Origin of the sequence: Pseudomonas koreensis (assembly GCF_025447595.1) — a bacterium.
GTDB lineage: Bacteria > Pseudomonadota > Gammaproteobacteria > Pseudomonadales > Pseudomonadaceae > Aquipseudomonas > Aquipseudomonas koreensis_H.
In genome coordinates this window covers 170,787-192,038 of the sequence record NZ_JAOEJU010000010.1, presented here as the reverse complement: position 1 = coordinate 192,038, position 21,252 = coordinate 170,787, and the positions used below count along the sequence as shown (strand labels likewise).

Below are 21,252 nucleotides of genomic sequence, written 5' to 3'. Positions count from 1 at the left end.
ATCTGTACTGCGTCAACAGTCAGAAACCAGCCTAGTCCCTCCTCCTCCCTTCAAGTACCAGCATACAAGCCAGCCTGCTGGCGATGGCGGCCTGACAGCCGACCAGTTCTTGCAGACTGCATGTAATCCCTGTGGGAGCTGGCTTGCCAGCGATGGCGGCCTGACAGCCGACCAATCTCTTGCAGACTGCATGTAATACCTGTGGGAGCGAGCTTGCTCGCGAAAGCGGTTTGCCAGAGCAACACAAAGGAACAGTCAAACATCCGGCTTTTTGGCGCATAAACGTAGTTTTGCAAGCACGTTTAAAGTACACGAACCGTTACGCCATAAGGGCTACAACACCTTGCGTCGTTGCCTACGCGTACGCCAGAATCCGCCGGCTTACGCAGCTTGGAGAGGGCTATATCGTTTCCCTGTCACTGAGAAGTGACTGGGTTTGGTAGCCCGATTCGAGTTGTGGTTATTGCGACACCTTCAATGCTGTCTCTTTCTTGAGGTGCAGTTTTGTATGGTGGGCATGCGTGGGGCTCATTCGTGAGCGCCGGGTTTCCCAATTCGACCGGTCTACCAACCCGCGCATGGCCGCCACCCGCCGTTTGGTAGCGAGGGTGATGGCTCCTATTTTTCAAATTGGAGTTCGATCTATGTTCAAAGCCACACCAAACCCGCCAGAAACCGATTCAATCCCCTACGACGCCGCCCTCGAAGCCGAAAACATAAAAACGGCCACCGAGCGGGCGATCAATCATTACCTCGATCCTGGGGCGCAGAAGACGTCCAAGCCATCGCGCAAGCCGGGCAAGATCTATCTGGTCAATCCAACGGTGGATGACGAAACGCTGCTGGTCGAAGCGTGCGAAACGCTGTCGTCGGCCAGTGACATGGCCCGGGACATTGGCGACACCGTCGATCCGTCGCAGCGCAAGGCGATGCAGATACTGCAGCAGGTCATCATGCTGAGTGAGCTGCTGGTCAATCGTGTGCTGGATAACCATCACGTCTCGCGGTAGTTGCCGCCTCGGTGAGGGGCTTGTCCCCTCACTGCCTGGCAGCCGTCTATAAAAATCCTCAAGCGACTCTTTTCCGGAGTTCCAGCTGATGTCCAAGACCGTCATTCCACCGTTAGAAGATCCGGTGTCCCCGTACGAATTTCCCGATTCAAGAAAACTCCACGACGCGGCCGAACGCGCCCTCGACTATTACCTGACACCCGCAGCCCAAATCATGGCCACGCCTTACACCCCAAACGACATGTTCATGGTCAACCCGCAAACCGACACGGAGTCCTTGCTGGCCAACGCCTGCGAATCCCTCGCGTCAGCCACGGTCATGCTCGGTGACTTTGCCGGCCTGCTGGACGGGCCGAACCGCAAGACTCTGTTGGGCATTGCGCAAGTGGTGATGCTGGGCGAGCTGGCGGTGAATCAGGCGTTGGATAACCTCGTGCCGAAGGAGTAAACGGCACAAAAAACCGGAAGCGTTTGGCTTCCGGTTTTTTCGTCGATATCAAAAGGTCACAGCCTGCCAGTGATCACAAATTTATCGAACGCTTTTTGCCCATCACGTGCCGCTCGTTGCACATCAAGGAATGTCAGTTCACCCCGGATTTCCTTTCTCACAGACTTGTCGGTCTTGACCGTCGGATTCTGCGTAGGAGGTGTATTCATGCTGGCTAGCCCGTGTGAATAGGTTCGGACGACAAAGTAGAGCCGGGCTTCATTGCGTGCCAGTCAGTTGGATCTGATTCAGTTGTAGGTACTGTCCGCGCTTATCGAATGAGATTTTCGCCAGCCGCTAGGGCCTCTTCGCGGGCAAGCCCGCTCCCACAATGGGTGGTGGTGTTACGAGGTTTTGTGGCCAATGCGAAACCCTGTGGGAGTGGGCTTGCCCACGAAGAGGGCGGTGCTGGCTACGTCCATTTCAGACAGGCAATAAAAAACCCGGAAGCTTTCGCTGTCCGGGGTTTCTTTATTGCCAGAACAATCAGCGGTTAAACCGTTCCACCAACGAGTATTGCGTGTTGGCAGTCTTGGTCAGCTCTTCACTCAGCAACGCCGAGTTATGCGCCTGTTCTGAGGTCTGGTCCGCCAGTTCCGAGATGTTGCTGATGTTGCGGCTGATTTCTTCAGCCACGGCACTTTGCTCTTCGGTCGCGGCGGCGATCTGGGTGGTCATGTCGGTGATGTTGGCCACCGCTTCGCTGATGCCGACCAATGCCTGATCCGCTTCCAGTACCCGCGCCACACCTTCTTCCGCCTGACGATGCCCGGCTTCCATGGTTTGTACGGCGCTGGACGCAGTCTGTTGCAGCTTGGCGATCAGGGCGTGGATCTGGCCGGTGGATTCGCTGGTGCGTTGTGCCAGTTGGCGGACTTCGTCGGCGACCACGGCAAAACCACGGCCCATTTCGCCGGCACGCGCTGCTTCGATCGCAGCGTTGAGCGCCAGCAGGTTGGTCTGGTCGGCGATGCCTTTGATCACGTCGACCACGCCGCCGATTTCGTCGCTGTCCTTGGCCAGTTGGGTCACGGTCAGGCCGGTTTCACCGACAACGACCGACAGGCGCTGAATGGCTTCGCGGGTTTCGCCGGCGATGTCGCGGCCGCGACCGGTCAGGCGGTTGGCTTCCTGGGTAGCGTCGGCGGTGCGTTGGACGTGGCTCGCCACTTCTTGCGTGGTGGCAGCCATCTGGTTGACGGCGGTGGCGACCTGTTCGGTTTCCACGCGCTGACGTTCCAGACCGCTGGAGCTGTTGTGCGCCAGGGCGTCGGACTGTTTGGCCTGATCGGTCAGGTGCTCGGCGGTGTCCTGCAGACGGGTCAGGCAGGTTTTCAAGCGAGCTTCCTGACTGAGGATCGACATCTCCAGACGGGCCTGAGGGCCGCGACTGTCGGTGTACATCTGCGCGATCAACGGGTCGGAGGTGGTCTGCTCGGCCAGACGCAGCAGGCGTTTGAGCCCGCGTTGTTGCCATTGCAGGCCCAACAGGCCCAGCGGCACCGACAGACCGGCGGCGAGGGCGAAGCCCCACTGCGAGTTCAGGGTGGCGCCGATCATGAAGCTCAACTGGCTGACCAGAATGAACGGCAGCCAGTCCTGCAGCACCGGCAGCCATTTGTCTGTTTGAGGGATCGCCGACTTGCCCTGGTTGATGCGTTGGTAGAGCGCTTCGGCACGGCGGATCTGTTCGGCGGACGGCTTGACCCGCACCGACTCGTAACCGACCACCTGACTGCCATCGAACACCGGCGTTACATAGGCGTTCACCCAGTAATGATCACCGGTCTTGCAGCGATTCTTGACAATGCCCATCCATGGCAAGCCTTGTTTCAGTGTGCCCCACATGTGCGAAAACACCGCCGCCGGGACGTCGGGGTGACGAACCAGGTTGTGCGGCGCACGGATCAGTTCCTCACGCGAAAACCCGCTGATTTCGACGAAAGCGTCGTTGCAGTAGGTGATCACGCCCTTGGCGTCGGTTGTGGAAATCAACCGTTGCTGAGCCGGGAAAGTCCGTTCGCGTTGTGTAATGGGCTGGTTATTACGCATGGTTTTTCAATCCGCAAGGCTTTGAAAGGTTGTCGGCGGGGTCGGCCATTTATTGAAATTTTTTTTCATTTATAAGTACGGCGTCGCAAAACGGCCCTTGCTTCAACCCGCGAGCATCGGATAGGTGAACAGACCGAAGTGCAGCAGGTTCAGGCCAAAGTGCGTGGCGATCGCCGCACCGAGCCCGCCAAAACGGTAGGCCAGACCATAGCCGACACCCGCCAGGCTCGCCAGCAACACCCATTGCCAGCCGGCGCCCACATGCACCAGGCCGAACAGCAGGGACGCCAGCAGCAGCGCGAGGTTTTCGCCGTAGGGCAGGTGTTTGAAGTAACGAGTGAGACCGCCCTGGATGTAGCCACGAAATAGCGCTTCTTCGACCAGCGTCACCAGCAGCAGATTGTTCAGCACCCACAGCCACGCCTGATCCGGCCACTTCGGTGCCAAGGTGATCATGCCCAGCATTACGGCGCCGCCCAGCGCCAGAATTACGCTTAACGTCAGTGCCAGTGCGGTGGCGTACACCGTCAGGCGCAATGAGCGTCGCGCGACGATCCATGGGCAGACCAGTAGCAGCCAGAAACCAATCAACGGTTTGTCGAGATTCAGGTACATCGAGAACGGCACGGCGTTGTCGGTGAAACGCTGCGGCTCGATGGCCCGGCCGTTGTAGAAGCCCGGCAGCCAGTGCATGGCCAGCGCCACCGCCAGCACGATAAACAGGCCATGACCGAGAAAACGCCCGACCGGCACGGTTTGCTGGCGCACGGCGTAACCGGCGAAAACCAGGAGTGCAATGGAGATCAGCGCCAGCCAGCCGAGCTGGCCAAAGCTCAGCGCCAATCCGTAACCAAGGCTGAGAAGCCCGAGATAGAGCCATGGCAGAACTGTCATGGAAAGTCCTTGTGCACGATTTGTGGACAGGCTTTCTACACGGGTGATGGCGAGGGGACAAGTGAAGGTGTACGGGAAATCAGGGACAGCGCCAATCCCAGTATGAGAAGTGAGGGAGGGCAAGTAACCCCTGTGGGAGCGAGCTTGCTCGCGATGGCGGCGGGTCAGCGGCACAAAGGTCAACTGACGCACCCTCATCGCGAGCAAGCTCGCTCCCACAGGGATTTGTATAAGGCTGAAATGTCAGCGCAGGTTGAGCTTTGCCGCAGCCCGCTCGGTGATTTCAGTGCGCAACTTCAGCGATGGCGCCGCACGTTTGCGTGCCTCATCGACAACCGCACGCGGCGCCGTCTCCGGACTGCCCGAATCAAACGGCGGCGCCGGCGCATATTCCAGTTGCAACTGCACCAGTTGCGCCGTGTCGGCACCGACCAGTTCCTGCGCCAGCGTCAGTGCAAAATCGATCCCGGCCGTGATGCCGCCCCCGGTAAACAGATTGCCGTCACGCACCACCCGATCCTTCACCGCAATCGCGCCCAGTGTCGGTAGCAGATCGTGATACGCCCAGTGCGTGGTCGCCCGTTTGCCCTGCAACAGACCCGCCGCGCCGAGCACCAGCGAACCGGTGCACACCGACGTCACGTAACGCGCCTGCGCCGCTTGCGACTTGATGAACGCCAACGTCTGCTCATCCTCCATCAACGGCCCGACCCCGGCGCCGCCGGGTACGCAGATCACATCCAGATCCGGACAGTCCTCGAACGTGGTGGTGGGTTTCAGCACCAGCCCGGTGCTGGCGGTGACTGGCACCAGATCCTTCCAGATCAGGTGCACCTGCACGTCCGGCAACGAGGCCAGCACGTCGTATGGGCCGGTCAGGTCGAGTTGCTGCACTTGGGGAAACAACAGAAAACCGATCTGCAACGCCATGGTTCTTCTCCGTGAAAAGGGGGGTAGACGGCTTCACTGTAGGCGCGTAGGTTTTGGCGCATACGCCAATCAGCCCACGAATTACGCCAAATGCCGAAAACCATCCACGTCCTCGCGTTTGCCAATGTGCAACTGCTCGATGTCACCGGGCCGTTGCAGGTCTTCGCCTCGGCCAACGATATCGCCCGCCAGCAGGGTTTGCCTGCGCCCTATGCGCCAACGGTGATTGCCAGCGGTGGCGGGGCGGTCAACTCTTCCGCCGGGTTGGCGATGTTGGCCGAGCCACTGCCGAAACAGCCCAGTGATACGCTGATCATCGCCGGCGGCTGGGGCGTGTACGCCGCTGCCGAAGATGCCGAGTTGGTGAGTTGGGTGCGTGAGCACGCCAACGGATGTCGGCGCGTGGCCTCGGTGTGCACCGGCGCATTTCTGCTGGCGGCCAGCGGCTGGCTCGACGGTCGCCGGGTCGTCACCCACTGGACCCGCTGCGAACAACTGGCGCAGCAGCACCCGCGCTTGCAGGTCGAGCCCAATCCGATCTTCATCAACGACGGCCCGGTCTGGACCTCGGCAGGCGTCACCGCCGGCATCGACCTGGCGCTGGCCATGGTCGAAGACGACCTCGGCCGCGACATGGCCCTGGACGTCGCCCGGCAACTGGTGGTGTTCCTCAAGCGCCCGGGCGGGCAGTCGCAATTCAGCGTGACGCTGTCACTGCAAAAACAGGGCAACCGCTTCGACGATCTGCACGCGTGGATCGCCGAACACCTGACCTGCGATCTGGGCATCCCGACCCTCGCCGAACAGGCCGGCATGAGCGAACGCAGCTTCGTGCGCCACTACCGCGCCGACACCGGCCAGACCCCGGCCCGGGCCATCGAACTGATCCGCGTTGAAACGGCGCGCCGGTTGCTGAGCGATACCGGATTGCCGATCAAACGGGTCGCGGCCAATTGTGGATTTGGCAGTGAAGAGACGTTGCGTCGCAGTTTCCTGCGAGCCATGGGCGTGACGCCGCAGGCGTATCGGGAGCGGTTTTCGGTCAGCGCTGGAGCAGATCCAGTAATGCCTTGAGCGTTTCACCCGGTGCTTCCTCGGGAATGTTATGCCCGACACCGGCCAGCACTCGCCGCTGGTAAAAACCCGTGAAGTGATGAACATCTTCATCCTCCACTGGCGCCGGCCCGACTCCATCATCCGCACCGCACAGCGAAATCGTCGGAACGCTGATCGCCGGTTGTTTCTCCAGCGCCTGTTCCATCCCTTCCAGCGCCGGATCGCCCGGCGCATACATGAAGCGATGGCGATAAGAGTGAATCACCACTTCAACGAAGTCCGGGTTATCGAACGCCGGTGCGCTCAGCGGAAAACGCTCGGCGTTCCTCGCCCAGGTCGGTGACCACAACTGCCACAGCAACTCGCACAGTGCCCGGCGATTCTGCGTCAGCCCTGCAACGCCACGGGGCGTGTGGAAGTAATACTGATACCAGAAGCGATGCTCGCTCTGCGGATCCAGCGGCTGGACCGAATTCGGAATGTCTTGCAAGTTGTAGCCGTCGCCCGTCACCAACCCGCGCACCCGCTCGGGAAACAGCGCCGCCACAATACACGCCGCCCGACCACCCCAGTCATAACCGCACAATGTGGCCTGCTCGATACCCAGCGCATCCATCAGCTCCAGCAGATCCTGAGCCAGCGCCGCCTGCTGGCCGGAACACAACGTGTCCGGGCTGTTGAAACGGGTCGGCCCGTATCCGCGTAGATACGGCACGATTACCCGGTAACCCTTGGCGGCGAGGGGCGGGGCGATTTCGTCGTAGGCGCGGGGGGAGTAGGGGAAGCCGTGAAGCAGGATGACCGGCGTGCCGTTTTCCTGGCCGTGATGCTCATAGCCGATGGTCAGGCTAGGGGTTTGGCTGAATCGGATTTCGGCACCGGTCATGGAAAGTCTCCTTACACCTCGGCTTCCGCCACCTGATTGAAATACTTGCTGCGATCCGGCGTAAACGTCACCACCATTTTCGTCCGAGAACAGGTCATGACCCGTTCGGCACCCAGATCAATATCCAGATCCTCCCCACGCAGCCCCTGCCACTGGGCCAGGTATTTCAGTGATCCGTACTTTTCATTCTTCTTCAGGCTGCGACTCACGCCACCTTTCCAGCCCAGTACCGGCAGTTCATCGGCGCTGCAGCGCTGGGCAAGGTCGGGGAAGCGGGTGGCGCGCTGGCGGCCGATTTCCCAGCATTTGATCAGGCCCTTGTCGGCGGCTTCCCACAGTTCGTCGCGCTTGAGACCGGTGCGCAGTGGGGTGTCGATCTGGCGGTGGATGCGTTGGCTCATTCTGGTTCCTTGAATCGGGTTTTTATTGGACAGCTCCGCTGTGCCCGTTGCGGTGGATGGTAGGGGGGGATGTAACCGCTGGCAACAAGGTATTTCGGGGTGTAAGTGCGAGTTGCGGGCCAAGCGTTACACGGGGTTGGCAGGTTTTTGTAGGCCGTGCCATCAACAAGTTGTATCGAAAGGAATCGATTGTGTGGGCCAGCCCTTCAAGCGCAAGGCTCGGGGGTGTTTGCCGCTCGTAGGTAGGCATCCTACAAGCGGCAATTGGGATTGAGATCTTTCTTACAGACTCTGGCGAATAAGGATGACTACGGCTGCCAGTAATTCTTCTCCCCACTCAACTTGCGATCGAGAAAAGTCGCCGCGCTGATCAGCGCCAGATGCGTCAACGCCTGCGGCGTATTGCCCAGATGCTGGCCACGGTTGTCGAACTCTTCGGCATACAACCCCAGCGGATTGGCGTAACGCAGCAATTGTTCGAATTCCAGATGAGCCTTTTCCACTTGCCCGGCGCGGGCCAGGCATTCGACGTACCAGAACGAGCACGCGGCAAAGGCGCCTTCGGTGCCGGACAGTCCGTCGATGCCGCTGTCATCGTTGCGATAGCGATAAACCATGCCGTCACGCACCAGATGTTTCTCGATAGCTTCCAGCGTCGCCAGCCATTTCGGATCCTTGGCGCTGACGAAGCGAACCAGCGGCATCAGCAACATCGAGCCATCCAACGCGGTGCCACCTTGGTATTGCACAAAATGCCCGCGCTCTTCGTTCCAGAAGTTGTCCCAGATGTCGGCGTGGATTGCCTGACGGGTCTGGTCCCAGCGGGCGAAAGGTGCCGGCAGCGAGCGTTTCGAGGCCAGGCGGATTGCCCGGTCCAGCGCCACCCAGCACATCAGGCGCGAGTGCAGGAAGTGATGTTGCTCACCGCGCATTTCCCAGATGCCTACGTCCTTGGTCTGCCAGGTCTCACAGACCTGATCGACCACTTCCATCACATGTTTCCAGCCTTCGTGGGAAATCGCGTCGCCGTATTTGTTGACCAGATAAACGGCGTCCATCAGTTCGCCGAAGATATCCAGTTGAATCTGGTCGTACGCGCCATTGCCGATGCGCACTGGTTTCGCGCCGCCGTGGCCGGACAAATGCGTGAGTTCGGTTTCCGGCAGTTCCTGGTGGCCGTCGATGGCGTAGAGGATGTTCAGCTTCATCGACTGGCCGCTGCAATCGCTGACCCGCCCGCGCAGCCAGCGCATGTAGCCGTTGGCTTCGTCGACAAAGCCCAGGCGCATGAAGGCGTAAACGGTGAACGAGGCGTCGCGGATCCAGGTGTAGCGATAGTCCCAGTTGCGTTCGCCGCCGGGTGTTTCCGGCAGGCCGAAGGTGGCGGCGGCGAGGATTGCGCCGTGCTGGCGCGAGGTCAGGAGCTTCAGGGCCAGGGCCGAGCGGTTGACCATTTCTCGCCAGCGGCCGCGATAGTTGGACTGGCCGATCCAGTCGCGCCAGAACTTCAGCGTGCGTTCGATGCACAGTTGCGCGGCGCCTTCGGCAAAACGCGGATCGTCGCTGGCGCCGAGCATGAATGCAGCGGTCTGATCCTGCTTGAGGGTGAATTGCGCGACGGCTGCTTCCTGATCGACGCTCAAGGTTTGATCCGAAGAAAGCCGCAGTGATGGCTGATCTAAAGCACTGAACAGCACATCCTTTTTATCGATGACGGCGCGGGTTTCAGCGCGGGCGTAGTCATGCCGAACCGCGCAGCGCAGATGAAACTTCGCTTCTCCGCTGACCACCCGCACCCGGCGCATCAACAGCGGCAAGGCATCGTCGTTGTCGCCAATCGGCAGCAGATCGGTGATTTCCACCACGGCTTGGTCGCTGAGCCAGCGGGTTTGCAGGACGTTGGTGTCCGGGAGGTAAATCTGCTCGCGCCGGGCATCGGGCAGGTCCGGAGCGAGCTGGAAAATACCGGCCTCGGGAGTGTCCAGCAGCGAACAGAAGATCGACGGGCTGTCGAACTCCGGCCAGCAGAAGAAATCCACGCTGCCCTTGTCGTTGACCAGCGCGGCGCTGCGCATGTCGCCAATGATGCCGTGGGCGTCGATGGGGCTTTGTCGTTCGGAAGGATGCTCAGCCATTGCCACGGAACTCCGGATAGAGGCTCATGCCGCCGTCGATGAACAGGGTGGTGCCGACGATGTAGTCGGAGGCATCGGAGGCGAGGAACACCACCGCGTTGGCCACGTCCTCGACATCGCCGATGCGCCCGTAAGGGATGAGTTTGAGCAGGGCCTGGCCTGCATCGCCTTCGGTGGCGTCCTTATTGATGGCGGTGCGGATCGCTCCCGGCGCGATGCCGTTGATGCGGATTCGCTGGTGGCTGACTTCCTGGGCCAACGTCTGCATCAATTGATCGACGCCGCCCTTGGAGGCTGCGTAATTGACGTGCCCGGCCCACGGAATGCGCTGGTGCACCGAACTCATGTGGATGATCTTGCCGGCGGCCCGAGACACGCCTTCGCGCACGCCCTGGCGATTGAAGATCCGCAGCGCGGCGCGGGCGCAGAGGAACTGGCCGGTGAGGTTGACGCCGATCACCGCGTTCCAGTCGGCCAGCGTCATATCCACCGCCGCCGCGTCTTTTTGCAGGCCGGAATTGGCCACCAGAATGTCCAGTGTTCCGAAGGTGTCGAGGGTTTGCTGGAACAGCCGCTCCACGTCTTCCTCCTTCGAGACATCCGCGCCGATGGCGATGGCCTGACCACCATCGGCAATGATTTGCCGGGCCAGCGCTTCGGCGGGCTCGGCCTGGCGGTTGTAGTTGATGACCACGGCGGCACCGGCATCGGCCAGGGCTTTGGCGGCGCCGTGGCCGATGCCGGAACTGGCGCCGGTGACAAGAGCCACCTGGCGGGCGAGGGAAATCTGCATGCAGGGTCGCGCCTTGTACGGGGATCTCATCAGCTGACCGGCGTCCCGGGGTCAGAGTTCAGCGCAAGTGCGAAGGACCTGGCGAACAAATCGAATCCTACTGGGCTGCGCGGTTTCAGACATGGTAGCGCGCACTGTGTTTATGCCATTCCAGATTGCCGCCAATCCATGTGCTCAAGCCCGTGAGGTATCGCCGCAATACCGGCGAACGCGAGCTTTTCATCAGCTTTCCATGCAGGGCTGCGTATTCCTCCATCACCGCGTCATGAATATCGGCCGTCAAGTCGATTGCCTCTTGAAGCGAACAGTTGTGCCTGGCGGCCAACAGGTAAGGCAGTTTGAAGTCACCGGTTTCGTTCAGGTGCTCTTTGTAGGCGGAATACAGATCGTTGACCAGAGTGGTCGCCAACGAGGCCAGTGCGGTGATGTGGTGAAACTCTGGAAGGGAATACTTGTTGGCCGGGACTTCGTAGCCGCCGATCGGATCGATCAGTACCAGGCAAGGCCAGAAGCTGTTGACCTGCCGACTGGCCAGGTATTCGGCGACAGTGGGTTGGGTACCATAGAGGCGCCAGGGACCTTCCGCCGCCATGGCGATGAACATGGTGATTGTGATCTGGCGCACCCGGGCGACTTGCGAGGGCGTGCAGAATTGGGCGACCCGTTTCATATAGGCCAGCAATCCCCTGATCACCGGGTCGCGCATCTGCTGCCGTGCGAGTTCTTTGTCGAACGGTGCAGGTAAATAGACCGGGTCGATCGGGGTGACCGCGAAGGAGAGCCTTTCGGCCACTTTCTCGGGGCTACCGCCGAGGGATTGATCGTCGCAATAGTGATCGTCTACCGCGAACAACGCCGCAAAGCATTGCGCGGCGAGTAACAGTCGATCCGGATCGTCCGTATCGGCGTGGCATAGCATTGCATAGCGACCAAAGTCGCTGGCGCGGATTTTTTCTTCTTTGCCGGCAAAGATTCCCACGCTCGGAATCCAGGTCATCAGGCGTTCGTTGACTTCGTGGCCCAGCGCCTCGTCGATACGCGTGGGCGGAGGGCAGCAAACGGGGCGGACGACAAAGGGCGCAGTGGCGCGGCGTGGCGTCGGGGCGCTGCTGGTTTGATTCATGGTGTGATCCTTTTCTCGGAGTCGACTGAGGTGCTCACCGACGAGGTTTCTGTTCGGGGATGACATGACCCATGTAAATCCCTTCGCAGGATTTGCGCACCTGTCAGGACTGACAGGGGGCTCAGCTCAATGGACGAGTGGTCAGCAACCCGCTCAAAGCCACAGGCAGGCAATCTGCGAAGCCACAAACATCAACCTTTCTCTTTGCAAGGACTTCACACTCCACCAACAATTGCGCGCTTCCCCGGCCTTCGGGATTTGTGGCAACTTGGCCGCCCCTGATGAGGCTGCATCCGATGGCAAACCCTTACCGCGAACTGTTCAACGCCCCCGGCGCACGGGCTTTTGTGATTGCCGCGATGATCGCGCGCATGCCGATTTCCATGACCGGCATCGGCGTGATCACCATGCTCTCGCAATTGACCGGCGGCTATGCGTTGGCGGGTGGGGTGGCGGCGACGTTTGCGTTGGCCACGGCGTTTTGCGCGCCGCAGGTGTCCCGGCTGGTGGATCGCTTCGGTCAGGGCCGAGTGCTGCCGGTGGCGGCGCTGATCGGTGGGGGCGCGCTGCTGATGTTGCTGCTGTGCACCCGTTTGCAGGCGCCGACCTGGACCCTGTTTGTCTGCGCCGCACTGGCCGGTTGCATGCCGAGCATGTCGGCGATGGCGCGGGCGCGCTGGACCGAAATCTATCGCGGCCAGCCGCAGTTGCAGACCGCTTATGCGCTGGAATCGGTGCTCGACGAAGTCTGCTTCATCGTCGGCCCGCCGTTGTCGGTGGGCTTGTGCGTCGGCGTGTTTCCCGAGGCCGGGCCGCTGGCAGCGCTGTTGATGTTGGCGATCGGCGTGACAGCATTCGTCGCCCAGCGCAGCACCGAACCTCCGGTGCATCCGCATGAGTCGCAACATCAAGGCTCGATCATTCGTTCGACCGATGTGCAATGGCTGCTGGCGTTGATGCTCGCCATGGGCGTGATTGTCGGCGTGGTGGATGTGGTCAGCGTCGCGTTCGCCCAGCAGCAGGGTCAACCGGCGGCGGCGAGCATCGTGTTGTCGGTGTACGCCATCGGTTCCTGTCTGGCCGGGATTGCCTTCGGTGCAATGCGCTCGAAGCTGCCGTTGCCGCGTCTGTTTCTTTACGGCGGTCTGGCGACAGCGGTGACCACGCTGCCGTTGCTGCTGGCGAGCAACATTTTCGGGTTGGCCGTAGCGGTGTTCATCGCCGGGCTGTTCTTCTCGCCGACCCTGATCGTGGCGATGGCGCTGATCGAGCGCATCGTGCCGCCTGCCAAACTCACCGAAGGCCTGACCTGGCTGGTGACCGGTTTGAGCATCGGCGTGGCCATCGGCGCCGCCGGTTCCGGCGCACTGGTGGATGCGTTTGGCGCCCGCAGCGGTTTCTGGCTGGCGATTGCTGCGGGGGCGGTGGTGCTGGGTTCTGCGGTGCAGAGCTACCGTCACCTCAAATAATGCCGGTTACCAGCCCCGGCCCGAGTTCACCCAGAAGTTCACTGACAGCGAAGTCGACACCGACTCCACCTGATGGAACCAGCCTTCGGGCAGGAACAGCAGATCCCCGGCCTCAAGCGTCACGCGCAGGAATGTCACATCACGCGCAGCGGGGAAGCGTTCATAGTCCGGCGCGTCCGGGTTGAAGTCGCAGCCGTCCAGCCCGCCTTTGGGAGCCGTGGACCAGGTGCCCAGTGCTTCGCGGTGATGGGGTGCGGCGAGGGTGAATTTCTTCTGGCCCCAGACCTGGGCGAACAGGTTGTCGGTATCATCGCGGTGCAGCGGCGTCAGGGTGCCCTTGGGCCCGATCCAGATCCGTGGCGGAATGAACAGCGAGGCATCGAAATAGGGCGGGTATTTAATCTGCTGCATCAACGCTGCCGGCAGGATGTTGTTGCCCATGTAGGCCGGCGGCTCGCCGTCCGCGCCCTTGACCGCCGGGCTGTCCAGCGAGGCGATGAAATCGGCCATCGAGGTGGAGCGAAAATCCCGTTCGGTCGAGAACGTCTTTTTCACGTAATCGCCGTGGCGGGTGATGCCTTGCAGCTCAGCGAAGTGCACCAGCGATTCTTCGCGGCTGAGGTTGAACAGCGGCCAGTCCTGCAGCGCATTGCTGATCACCACTGGAATGCCGTTTGGCAGATAACGGGCCTCGAACTCGCTGACCGACAACTCACCCCGTGCAATGCGCTCGACGCTGACCTGGGTCGGCAGGCGTTCGGTGAGTTTTTCACTGAAGCGCGGTGGGGTGGAGTAGCGCTTGTTCATGTCGACCTTTTCCGCGACGGCACCACCGTGCATCGCATGCTCGATGATCTGCGGCAGCATCGTCGCCAGGCCCATGTTGCCGCCGATCTTCAGGCGGCCACTGGCGAACAGCTCTTCGACGTTGGCGGTGCCGCCCATGATGCCGAGGAAATCGGCGTGGGCGACTTCAATGGTCACGTCAGGACTCGGATGGCGACCGGCCTCAGTACGGCTGGTGGACTTGATTTCGCACCAATACGCCTGCTGCGGACCAAACACGAATTGGAAGATGCCTTCGATGCCGACGGCGCCCGCGTTGGCGAACAACTTGCCCAGAATGGTCTGCAGATCCACGGTGATCCCTCGTTGTTGGAATTGGTCTGAACAGTTAACGAGCGCCTTACAGGCAAATTTACTGACCTGCGACTAATTTGCCTGCGTCCCGATCCGTACCCTCTTGAAGAGACATTTTTTCGAGGGACGTGTGGTGACCAAACTGACCCTGCTGTGCCTGCCGTACTCCGGCGCCAGTGCCATGGTCTACAGCCGCTGGCGACCGAAAATGCCGCAATGGCTGCAACTGCAACCGGTGGAGTTGCCGGGGCGCGGGGCGCGTTTCGGCGAGCCGCTGCACACCGACATGCGCGGGCTGGCGATGCAGTTGGCCAAGGAGCTGCGCCCGACGCTCAAGGCGCCCTATGCCTTGTTCGGTCATAGCCTGGGCGCATTGCTGTCCTGCGAAATCGCCCACGCGTTGCGTGCGCTGGGTTGTCCTGAGCCGGTGGCGTTGTTCGCCTCGGGCACGGCGGCGCCGACGATGCGCGCCGATTACGACCGGGGTTTTGCCGATCCCAAGACCGACGCCGAGTTGATCGACCAGTTGCGCACGCTCAACGGCACCAGCGAGGAAGTGCTGGCCAACGAAGAGCTGATGAGCCTGACCCTGCCGATCCTGCGTGCCGATTTTCAGCTGTGCGGCAAGTTCGAGCCGGTGCAGCGGCCATTGCTCAACTGCCCGGTGCACGTGCTCGGTGGCAAGGCTGACCGCGCCACCACCGAGCAACTGATCGGCTGGAGCAAGGAGACCCGTGGCAGTTTCTCGGTCGACATGCTGGCTGGCGGGCACTTTTTCATTCATGAGCATGAAGCCAAGGTACTGAAGGTGATCAAGGATCAGCTGGATGTGCATCATCGGCGCCACAGCTTGATGGCTGCCGTCTAGCCCGACCTCCAACTCATCCTGAAAACTGTGGGAGCGGGCTTGCCCCGGGCGGCGATCCGACGATAGCGTTTTTTCAGTCAGCGCAAGGTTGACTGACAGGCCGCTATCGCGAGCAAGCTCGCTCCCACAGTTGCTTCTGACACTTCTTCTCAATCGCTAATTTTTCCGGTCTGCATTCGTTTTATAGGGACGACGCGCCTTTGTGCTGCCTGCCTACTGATCCGGATGCCAAGAAATGAATGCAGAAGACTCCTTGAAACTCGCTCGCCGGTTTATCGGGTTGCCTCTCGAAAAACGCCAGATGTTCCTGGCGGCACTGCAAAAGGAGGGCGTGGATTTCGCCCGTTTCCCGATTCCCGCCGGGATCGAGGCCGAGGATCGTCAAGCGTTGTCTTACGCGCAGCAGCGCATGTGGTTCCTCTGGCAGCTTGATCCGCAGAGCGGCGCCTATAACCTGCCGGGGGCGGTGCGCCTGACTGGCCGCTTGAACCTCTTGGCGCTGGAACAAGCCTTCGCCCGATTGGTGGAGCGCCACGAAACCCTGCGCACAGTGTTCCAGCGCCAGGCCGACGACAGCCTGTTACAGGTGCCGGCCTCGGCGCCGCTGGTGATTGCCCACGAGGATTTCAGCGCATTGCCCGCTGACGAGCGCGAGCAGGCAGTTACCCGCGCCGCCGAGCAGCAGTCGGTGCTGCCGTTCGATCTGGCAGTCGGCCCGTTGTTGCGCGTCACGCTGCTCAAGCTCGCCGAGCAGGAGCACGTGCTGCTGCTGACCCTGCACCACATTGTTTCCGATGGCTGGTCGATGAACGTGCTGATCGACGAGTTCATCCGCTGCTACGACGCCTTCGATGCCGGTGAGCAACCGCAACTGGCGCCGCTGCCGATCCAGTACAGCGATTACGCCCTGTGGCAGCGCCGCTGGCTTGAAGCCGGCGAGCAGGCCCGGCAACTGGCGTACTGGCAGGCACAATTGGGCGACGAGCACCCGGTGCTCGAACTGCCGCTGGATCACTCGCGTCCGGCGATGCCGAGTTATCGCGGCACCCGTTACGAATTCGCGATCGACAGCCAGTTGGCCGACCAGTTGCGCCACACCGCGCAGCAGCATCAGGTGACGTTGTTCATGCTGTTGCTGGGCGCGTTCAATGCGCTGCTGCACCGTTACACCGGCCAGACCGATCTGCGCGTCGGCGTGCCGATCGCCAACCGCAATCGTGGGGAAATCGAAGGGCTGATCGGTTTCTTCGTCAACACCCAGGTGCTGCGCACGCAACTGGACGGGCAGACCCGGGTCGATGACCTGCTGCGCGCCATCAAGGAAACCGCCCTCGGTGCCCAGGCCCATCAGGATCTGCCGTTCGAGCGTCTGGTCGAAGCCTTGAAACTGGAGCGCAGCCTCAGCCACACGCCGTTGTTCCAGGTGATGTACAACCACCAGCCGCAGGTCGCCGACATCACGACGATCAGCACCGCGTCCGGCCTGGCGCTGGACAGCCTCGACTGGCAGAGCCGCACCACTCAGTTCGACCTGACCCTGGACACCTACGAGAAGGGTGGCAAGCTGCACGCCGCACTGACCTACGCCAGCGATCTGTTCGACGCCGCCACCATCGAGCGCATGGCGCGGCACTGGACGCGACTGCTGAAGGCGATGGTCGACGATTCGTCGCAGCGCATCGGTGAGTTGCCGTTGCTGGAGGCAGACGAGCAGCAGACTCTGGTGCACGGCTGGAACGCTACCCGGGTGGAGTACCCGGTCGATCAGCCGATCCATCACCTGATCGAAGCGCAGGTTGCGCGCACGCCGGACGCCCCGGCGCTGACCTTCGGCGACACCACCCTGAGCTATGCCGAACTCGATGCCCGAGCCAACCGTCTGGCGCACTTGCTGCGCGAGCAGGGCGTTCAGGCGGACAGCCTGGTCGGCATCTGTGTCGAGCGTTCGCTGGAAATGGTCATCGGCCTGCTGGCGATTCACAAGGCTGGCGGCGCTTATGTGCCGCTCGATCCGGAATACCCGCAGGAGCGTCTGGCCTACATGGTCGAGGACAGCGGCATCCGCTTGCTGCTGACCCAGAGCGCGCTGGTCTCGGGATTGCCGACCGAGGGCGTGACGGTCATTACCCTCGATCAGCCGGCCGACTGGCTGGACGCCTACAGCCCCAGCCGTCCCGACGTGCTGGTCGAGCCTTTGAATCTGGCCTATGTGATTTACACCTCCGGCTCCACTGGTAAACCCAAGGGGGCCGGCAACAGCCACGCGGCGCTGGTCAATCGGCTGTGCTGGATGCAGGAAGCCTACGGTCTGGACGGCAGCGATGCGGTGTTGCAGAAAACCCCGTTCAGCTTTGACGTGTCGGTTTGGGAGTTCTTCTGGCCGCTGCTGACCGGCGCGCGTCTGGTGGTCGCGGCGCCGGGTGTGCATCGCGATCCGCTGCAATTGATCGACACCATCAACCGTCACGGCATCACCACGCTGCACTTCGTGCCATCGATGCTCCAGGCGTTCATTCACGAGCCGGGCGTCGAGGCATGCACCGGGCTCAAGCGTATTGTCTGCAGCGGCGAGGCCTTGCCGCTGGACGCGCAGATTCAAGTCTTCGCCAGACTGCCGGCGGCGGGTCTGTACAACCTTTACGGCCCGACCGAAGCGGCCATCGACGTGACTCACTGGACCTGTGTCGATGAGGGCGCCGACAGCGTGCCGATCGGCCAGCCGATCGCCAACCTGCGCACCCATGTTCTCGACGCCGAACTGTTGCCGGTGCCAAGCGGTGTGGCCGGTGAGTTGTACCTCGGCGGGGCGGGGCTGGCGCGCAGTTATCACCGTCGTCCGGGGCTGACCGCCGAACGTTTCGTGCCGTGCCCGTTCCATGACGGCGAGCGCCTGTACCGCACCGGTGACCGCGTGCGTCAGCGCGCCGACGGCGTGATCGAATACCTCGGTCGACTCGACCACCAAGTGAAACTGCGCGGTCTGCGCATCGAACTGGGCGAGATCGAAACCCGCCTGATGCAGCACCCGCTGGTGCGCGAAGCCGTGGTGCTGGTGCAGGGCGGCAAGCATCTGGTCGGTTACCTGGTTCTGGAGGGCGCCAATCCGCCGGAGCAATGGCAGCAGGACGTCAAGGCCTGGCTGCTCGGCAGTCTGCCGGAGTTCATGGTGCCGACCTACCTGATGACCCTGGCCAAGTTGCCGGTGACCGCCAACGGCAAACTCGACCGCAAAGCCCTGCCGCAACCGGACGCCGCGCCGCAGCAGGCTTTCGTTGCCCCGCAGGACGCCATGCAGATTGCGTTGGCGGCGATCTGGCAGGACGTGCTCGGGATCGAGCGCGTCGGTCTGGAGGACAACTTTTTCGAACTGGGCGGTGACTCGATCATCTCGATTCAGGTGGTCAGCCGTGCGCGGCAGGCCGGGATTCGGGTCAGCCCGCGCGACCTGTTCCAGTACCAGACCGTGCGCAGCCTGGCACTGGTCGCCAAAGTCGATCACAACAGCTCGGTGGATCAGGGGCCGGTGACCGGTGACGCATTGTTGGGCCCGATCCAGCAAGCGTTTTTCGCCAACGCGATGGACGCCCGCGAGCACTGGAACCAGTCGCTGTTGCTGACCGCCCGCGAGCCGCTGAACGCGCAATGGCTCGATGCTGCGCTGACGCATGTGATCAACCATCACGATGCCTTGCGCCTGCGTTATGTCGAAGGCGTCGAAGGCTGGCGGCAAACCCACGGGTCGCTGGTGGAAACCGCCGACCTGTGGCAGCGCGAAGCGCAAACCGCCGAGCAACTGACTGCCTTGTGCGACGCCGCCCAGCGCAGCCTGAACCTGGAAAACGGACCGCTGCTGCGCGCCGTGCTGGTGGCCATGGCCGATGGCAGCCAGCGGCTGGCGTTGATCGTTCATCACCTGGTGGTGGATGGCGTGTCGTGGCGGGTGCTGCTGGAAGATCTGCAGCAGGCCTACGAGCAACTGGCGGCGGGCGGCGGTGTTCAATTGCCGACCAAGACCAGTGCATTCCAGACCTGGACTGCACGCCTGAGTGCCGAAGCATCGCGCTTCGACACTCAACTGGATTACTGGAAAGCCCAGCATCACGGTGCAGTGGACCTGCCGTGCGAGCGCCCCGAAGGCAGCCTGCAAAACATCCATGGCCAGAAAATCGAATGGCGCTTGGATGCCGCGCGCACCCGTCAATTGCTGCAACAGGCCCCGGCGGCCTATCGCACCCAGGTCAACGACCTGTTGCTGACCGCGCTGGCCCTCACGATCCGCCGCTGGACCGGGCAGCCGGGCACGCTGATCGAGCTGGAAGGCCATGGCCGTGAAGACCTGTTCGATGACATCGATCTGACCCGCAGCGTGGGCTGGTTCACCAGCCTGTTCGCGGTCAACCTGACCAGCAGCGACGACCTCGACGGATCGATCAAATCGGTCAAGGAACAACTGCGCGCCGTGCCGGACAAGGGCCTGGGTTATGGCGTGCTGCGCCATCTCGCCGCGCCGTCGGTGCGTGCCGAGCTGGCGGTCCTGCCGGCGCCGCGCATCACCTTCAACTACCTGGGGCAGTTCGACCGTCAGTTCGACGAGGCGGCGCTGCTGGTGCCGTCCACCGAAGGCAGCGGCACCGCCCAGGATCCGTCCGCGCCGCTGGCCAACTGGCTGACCGTTGAAGGTCAGGTCTACGGCGGCGAACTGGCGATGAGCTGGGGCTTCAGCCGCGAGATGTTCGACGCCGCGACGGTGCAGCATCTGGCGGATCAATACGCGCTCGAGCTCGACGCATTGATCGAACATTGCTGCAATCAGGCACTGCCGCAGGCAACGCCGTCGGACTTCCCGCTGGCCCGCATCACCCAGGCCGAACTCGATGGTTTGCCGGTGCCGGCCGGTCAGCTCGACGACCTCTATCCGCTGTCGCCGATGCAACAGGGCCTGCTGTTCCACACCCTTTACGAGCAAGCGGCGGGCGAGTACGTCAACCAGTTGCGTGTGGATGTGCAGGGCCTGGACGCCGAGCGTTTCCGCGCGGCCTGGCAAGCGACGCTGGACGCCCAGGACATTCTGCGCAGCGGCTTCGTCTGGCAGGGTGATTTGCAGCAACCGTTGCAGATCGTTCACAAACACCTTGAGCTGCCGTTCACCGCGCTGGACTGGCGCGAGCGTGACGATCAGCCACAAGCCCTGGCGGCACTGGCCGATGCCGAGCGCGTGCAGGGCTTTGATTTGAGCCAGGCGCCGTTGCTGCGACTGGTGCTGGTGCAGACCGGCGCCGATCAGTGGCACCTGATCTACACCCATCACCACATCCTGATGGATGGCTGGAGCAATTCGCAGTTGCTCGGCGAAGTCCTGCAACGCTACAGCGGTCGTGCGCCGGCCAGCGGTGGCGGGCGTTATCGCGATTACATCGCCTGGCTGCAACGTCAGGACGGTCAGTTGAGCGAGGACTTCTGGAACGGTCAGTTGGCCGCGCTGCAAGAGCCGACTCGCCTGGCGCGCGTGGCCTCGGCCAGCGATGACCTGAGCGGACACGGTGATCACTTCCAGACTCTGGATGCGCAGCGCACCCAAACACTGGAGACCTTCGCCCGCCAGCAGAAAGTTACGGTCAACACCTTGGTGCAAGCGGCGTGGCTGCTGTTGCTGCAACGCTACACCGGTCACGAAACCGTGGCCTTTGGCGCGACGGTGGCCGGGCGTCCGGCGGACTTGCCGGGCATCGAGCAACAAGTCGGTCTGTTCATCAACACTTTGCCGGTGATCGGCACGCCGCGTCCGGATCAGACGGTCGGCGACTGGCTGCAAGCGGTTCAGGCGCAGAACCTCGGGTTGCGCGACTTCGAGCACACGCCGCTGGCGGACATCCAGCGCTGGGCCGGGCAGGGCGGTGAAGCCTTGTTCGACAACATTCTGGTGTTCGAGAACTACCCGATTGCCCAGGCCCTGCAACAGGGATCGGGCCAGGGCGTGGTGTTCGGCGATGTCGCCAACCTTGAGCAGA

15 protein-coding genes (1 of these 15 cut by a window edge) are annotated in these 21,252 nt (G+C 62.0%); 6 read left to right on the top strand and 9 right to left on the bottom strand.

Annotated elements, in window-relative coordinates:
- Positions 1 to 644 precede the first annotated feature (644 nt).
- Together N8H71_RS14930 and N8H71_RS14925 are read left to right on the top strand one after the other, a co-directional pair.
- Positions 645 to 1,010 carry a DUF6124 family protein gene (locus tag N8H71_RS14930; protein WP_096822297.1) on the top strand — a complete coding sequence of 122 codons (366 nt, stop codon included), beginning with the start codon at positions 645 to 647 and terminating at the stop codon, positions 1,008 to 1,010.
- An 88-nt stretch (positions 1,011 to 1,098) separates the two neighbouring features.
- Complete coding sequence (locus N8H71_RS14925) at positions 1,099 to 1,458, top strand: DUF6124 family protein (protein ID WP_262194573.1); 360 nt, start codon at positions 1,099 to 1,101, stop codon at positions 1,456 to 1,458.
- A gap of 525 nt (positions 1,459 to 1,983) precedes the next feature.
- Here the strand turns inward: N8H71_RS14925 and N8H71_RS14920 are convergent.
- The 3 genes from N8H71_RS14920 to inhA all read right to left on the bottom strand — a co-directional run bounded on the left by N8H71_RS14920 (position 1,984) and on the right by inhA (position 5,373).
- Positions 1,984 to 3,549, bottom strand: coding sequence for a methyl-accepting chemotaxis protein (locus N8H71_RS14920; protein WP_007956336.1), 1,566 nt, complete (start codon positions 3,547 to 3,549; stop codon positions 1,984 to 1,986).
- Between the two features lie 102 nt (positions 3,550 to 3,651).
- A complete protein-coding gene (locus tag N8H71_RS14915) occupies positions 3,652 to 4,443 on the bottom strand; it encodes a CPBP family intramembrane glutamic endopeptidase (protein ID WP_262194571.1) in 792 nt (263 codons plus the stop codon).
- A gap of 243 nt (positions 4,444 to 4,686) precedes the next feature.
- Positions 4,687 to 5,373, bottom strand: a complete 687-nt coding sequence (gene inhA, locus N8H71_RS14910) for an isonitrile hydratase (RefSeq protein WP_262194570.1) — start codon at positions 5,371 to 5,373, stop codon at positions 4,687 to 4,689.
- A gap of 90 nt (positions 5,374 to 5,463) precedes the next feature.
- Here inhA and N8H71_RS14905 point away from each other — a divergent pair, with 90 nt between their 5' ends.
- Positions 5,464 to 6,447 (top strand): GlxA family transcriptional regulator, encoded by a 984-nt coding sequence (locus tag N8H71_RS14905; protein ID WP_262194569.1) that lies wholly within the window; start codon positions 5,464 to 5,466, stop codon positions 6,445 to 6,447.
- Here the strand turns inward: N8H71_RS14905 and N8H71_RS14900 are convergent.
- From N8H71_RS14900 to N8H71_RS14880, 5 genes are all read right to left on the bottom strand, one after another.
- Positions 6,416 to 7,315 (bottom strand): alpha/beta fold hydrolase, encoded by a 900-nt coding sequence (locus tag N8H71_RS14900; RefSeq protein ID WP_262194568.1) that lies wholly within the window; start codon positions 7,313 to 7,315, stop codon positions 6,416 to 6,418. The two genes, N8H71_RS14905 and N8H71_RS14900, sit on opposite strands and share 32 nt — an antisense overlap.
- 11 nt (positions 7,316 to 7,326) lie before the next feature.
- Positions 7,327 to 7,716 carry a hypothetical protein gene (locus N8H71_RS14895; RefSeq protein WP_262194567.1) on the bottom strand — a complete coding sequence of 130 codons (390 nt, stop codon included), beginning with the start codon at positions 7,714 to 7,716 and terminating at the stop codon, positions 7,327 to 7,329.
- Between the two features lie 308 nt (positions 7,717 to 8,024).
- Positions 8,025 to 9,851, bottom strand: a complete 1,827-nt coding sequence (locus N8H71_RS14890) for a glycoside hydrolase family 15 protein (RefSeq protein ID WP_262194566.1) — start codon at positions 9,849 to 9,851, stop codon at positions 8,025 to 8,027.
- Positions 9,844 to 10,644 carry a glucose 1-dehydrogenase gene (locus N8H71_RS14885; protein ID WP_262194565.1) on the bottom strand — a complete coding sequence of 267 codons (801 nt, stop codon included), beginning with the start codon at positions 10,642 to 10,644 and terminating at the stop codon, positions 9,844 to 9,846. Before N8H71_RS14885 ends, N8H71_RS14890 begins: the two co-directional genes overlap by 8 nt.
- Positions 10,645 to 10,759: 115 nt before the next feature.
- On the bottom strand, positions 10,760 to 11,767 hold the full coding sequence (locus N8H71_RS14880) for a terpene synthase family protein (protein WP_262194564.1): 1,008 nt from the start codon (positions 11,765 to 11,767) through the stop codon (positions 10,760 to 10,762).
- Positions 11,768 to 12,063: 296 nt separating this feature from the next.
- Here N8H71_RS14880 and N8H71_RS14875 point away from each other — a divergent pair, with 296 nt between their 5' ends.
- Entirely contained in the window at positions 12,064 to 13,236 is a 1,173-nt protein-coding gene (locus N8H71_RS14875; protein ID WP_262194563.1) for an MFS transporter, read from the top strand.
- A 6-nt stretch (positions 13,237 to 13,242) separates the two neighbouring features.
- On the opposite strand, the gene N8H71_RS14870 is transcribed toward N8H71_RS14875, so the two are convergent.
- Positions 13,243 to 14,376, bottom strand: a complete 1,134-nt coding sequence (locus tag N8H71_RS14870; protein ID WP_262194562.1) for a cupin-like domain-containing protein — start codon at positions 14,374 to 14,376, stop codon at positions 13,243 to 13,245.
- 130 nt (positions 14,377 to 14,506) lie between these two features.
- Here N8H71_RS14870 and N8H71_RS14865 point away from each other — a divergent pair, with 130 nt between their 5' ends.
- A complete protein-coding gene (locus N8H71_RS14865) occupies positions 14,507 to 15,244 on the top strand; it encodes a thioesterase II family protein (protein ID WP_262194561.1) in 738 nt (245 codons plus the stop codon).
- A gap of 235 nt (positions 15,245 to 15,479) precedes the next feature.
- Positions 15,480 to 21,252 carry the 5' portion of a non-ribosomal peptide synthetase gene (locus tag N8H71_RS14860; protein ID WP_262194560.1) on the top strand. 6,557 nt of this gene lie beyond the right edge of the window, so 5,773 of the gene's 12,330 nt are visible here — the first part of the coding sequence; the start codon lies at positions 15,480 to 15,482; its stop codon lies beyond the right edge, outside the window.

Excerpts from the sequence above, each read along its gene's own strand:
- N8H71_RS14930 (WP_096822297.1), top strand. The coding sequence starts at position 645 with ATGTTCAAAGCCACACCAAACCCGCCAGAAACCGATTCAATCCCCTAC.
- N8H71_RS14925 (WP_262194573.1), top strand. The coding sequence starts at position 1,099 with ATGTCCAAGACCGTCATTCCACCGTTAGAAGATCCGGTGTCCCCGTAC.
- N8H71_RS14920 (WP_007956336.1), bottom strand. The coding sequence starts at position 3,549 with ATGCGTAATAACCAGCCCATTACACAACGCGAACGGACTTTCCCGGCT.
- N8H71_RS14915 (WP_262194571.1), bottom strand. The coding sequence starts at position 4,443 with ATGACAGTTCTGCCATGGCTCTATCTCGGGCTTCTCAGCCTTGGTTAC.
- inhA (WP_262194570.1), bottom strand. The coding sequence starts at position 5,373 with ATGGCGTTGCAGATCGGTTTTCTGTTGTTTCCCCAAGTGCAGCAACTC.
- N8H71_RS14905 (WP_262194569.1), top strand. The coding sequence starts at position 5,464 with ATGCCGAAAACCATCCACGTCCTCGCGTTTGCCAATGTGCAACTGCTC.
- N8H71_RS14900 (WP_262194568.1), bottom strand. The coding sequence starts at position 7,315 with ATGACCGGTGCCGAAATCCGATTCAGCCAAACCCCTAGCCTGACCATC.
- N8H71_RS14895 (WP_262194567.1), bottom strand. The coding sequence starts at position 7,716 with ATGAGCCAACGCATCCACCGCCAGATCGACACCCCACTGCGCACCGGT.
- N8H71_RS14890 (WP_262194566.1), bottom strand. The coding sequence starts at position 9,851 with ATGGCTGAGCATCCTTCCGAACGACAAAGCCCCATCGACGCCCACGGC.
- N8H71_RS14885 (WP_262194565.1), bottom strand. The coding sequence starts at position 10,644 with ATGCAGATTTCCCTCGCCCGCCAGGTGGCTCTTGTCACCGGCGCCAGT.
- N8H71_RS14880 (WP_262194564.1), bottom strand. The coding sequence starts at position 11,767 with ATGAATCAAACCAGCAGCGCCCCGACGCCACGCCGCGCCACTGCGCCC.
- N8H71_RS14875 (WP_262194563.1), top strand. The coding sequence starts at position 12,064 with ATGGCAAACCCTTACCGCGAACTGTTCAACGCCCCCGGCGCACGGGCT.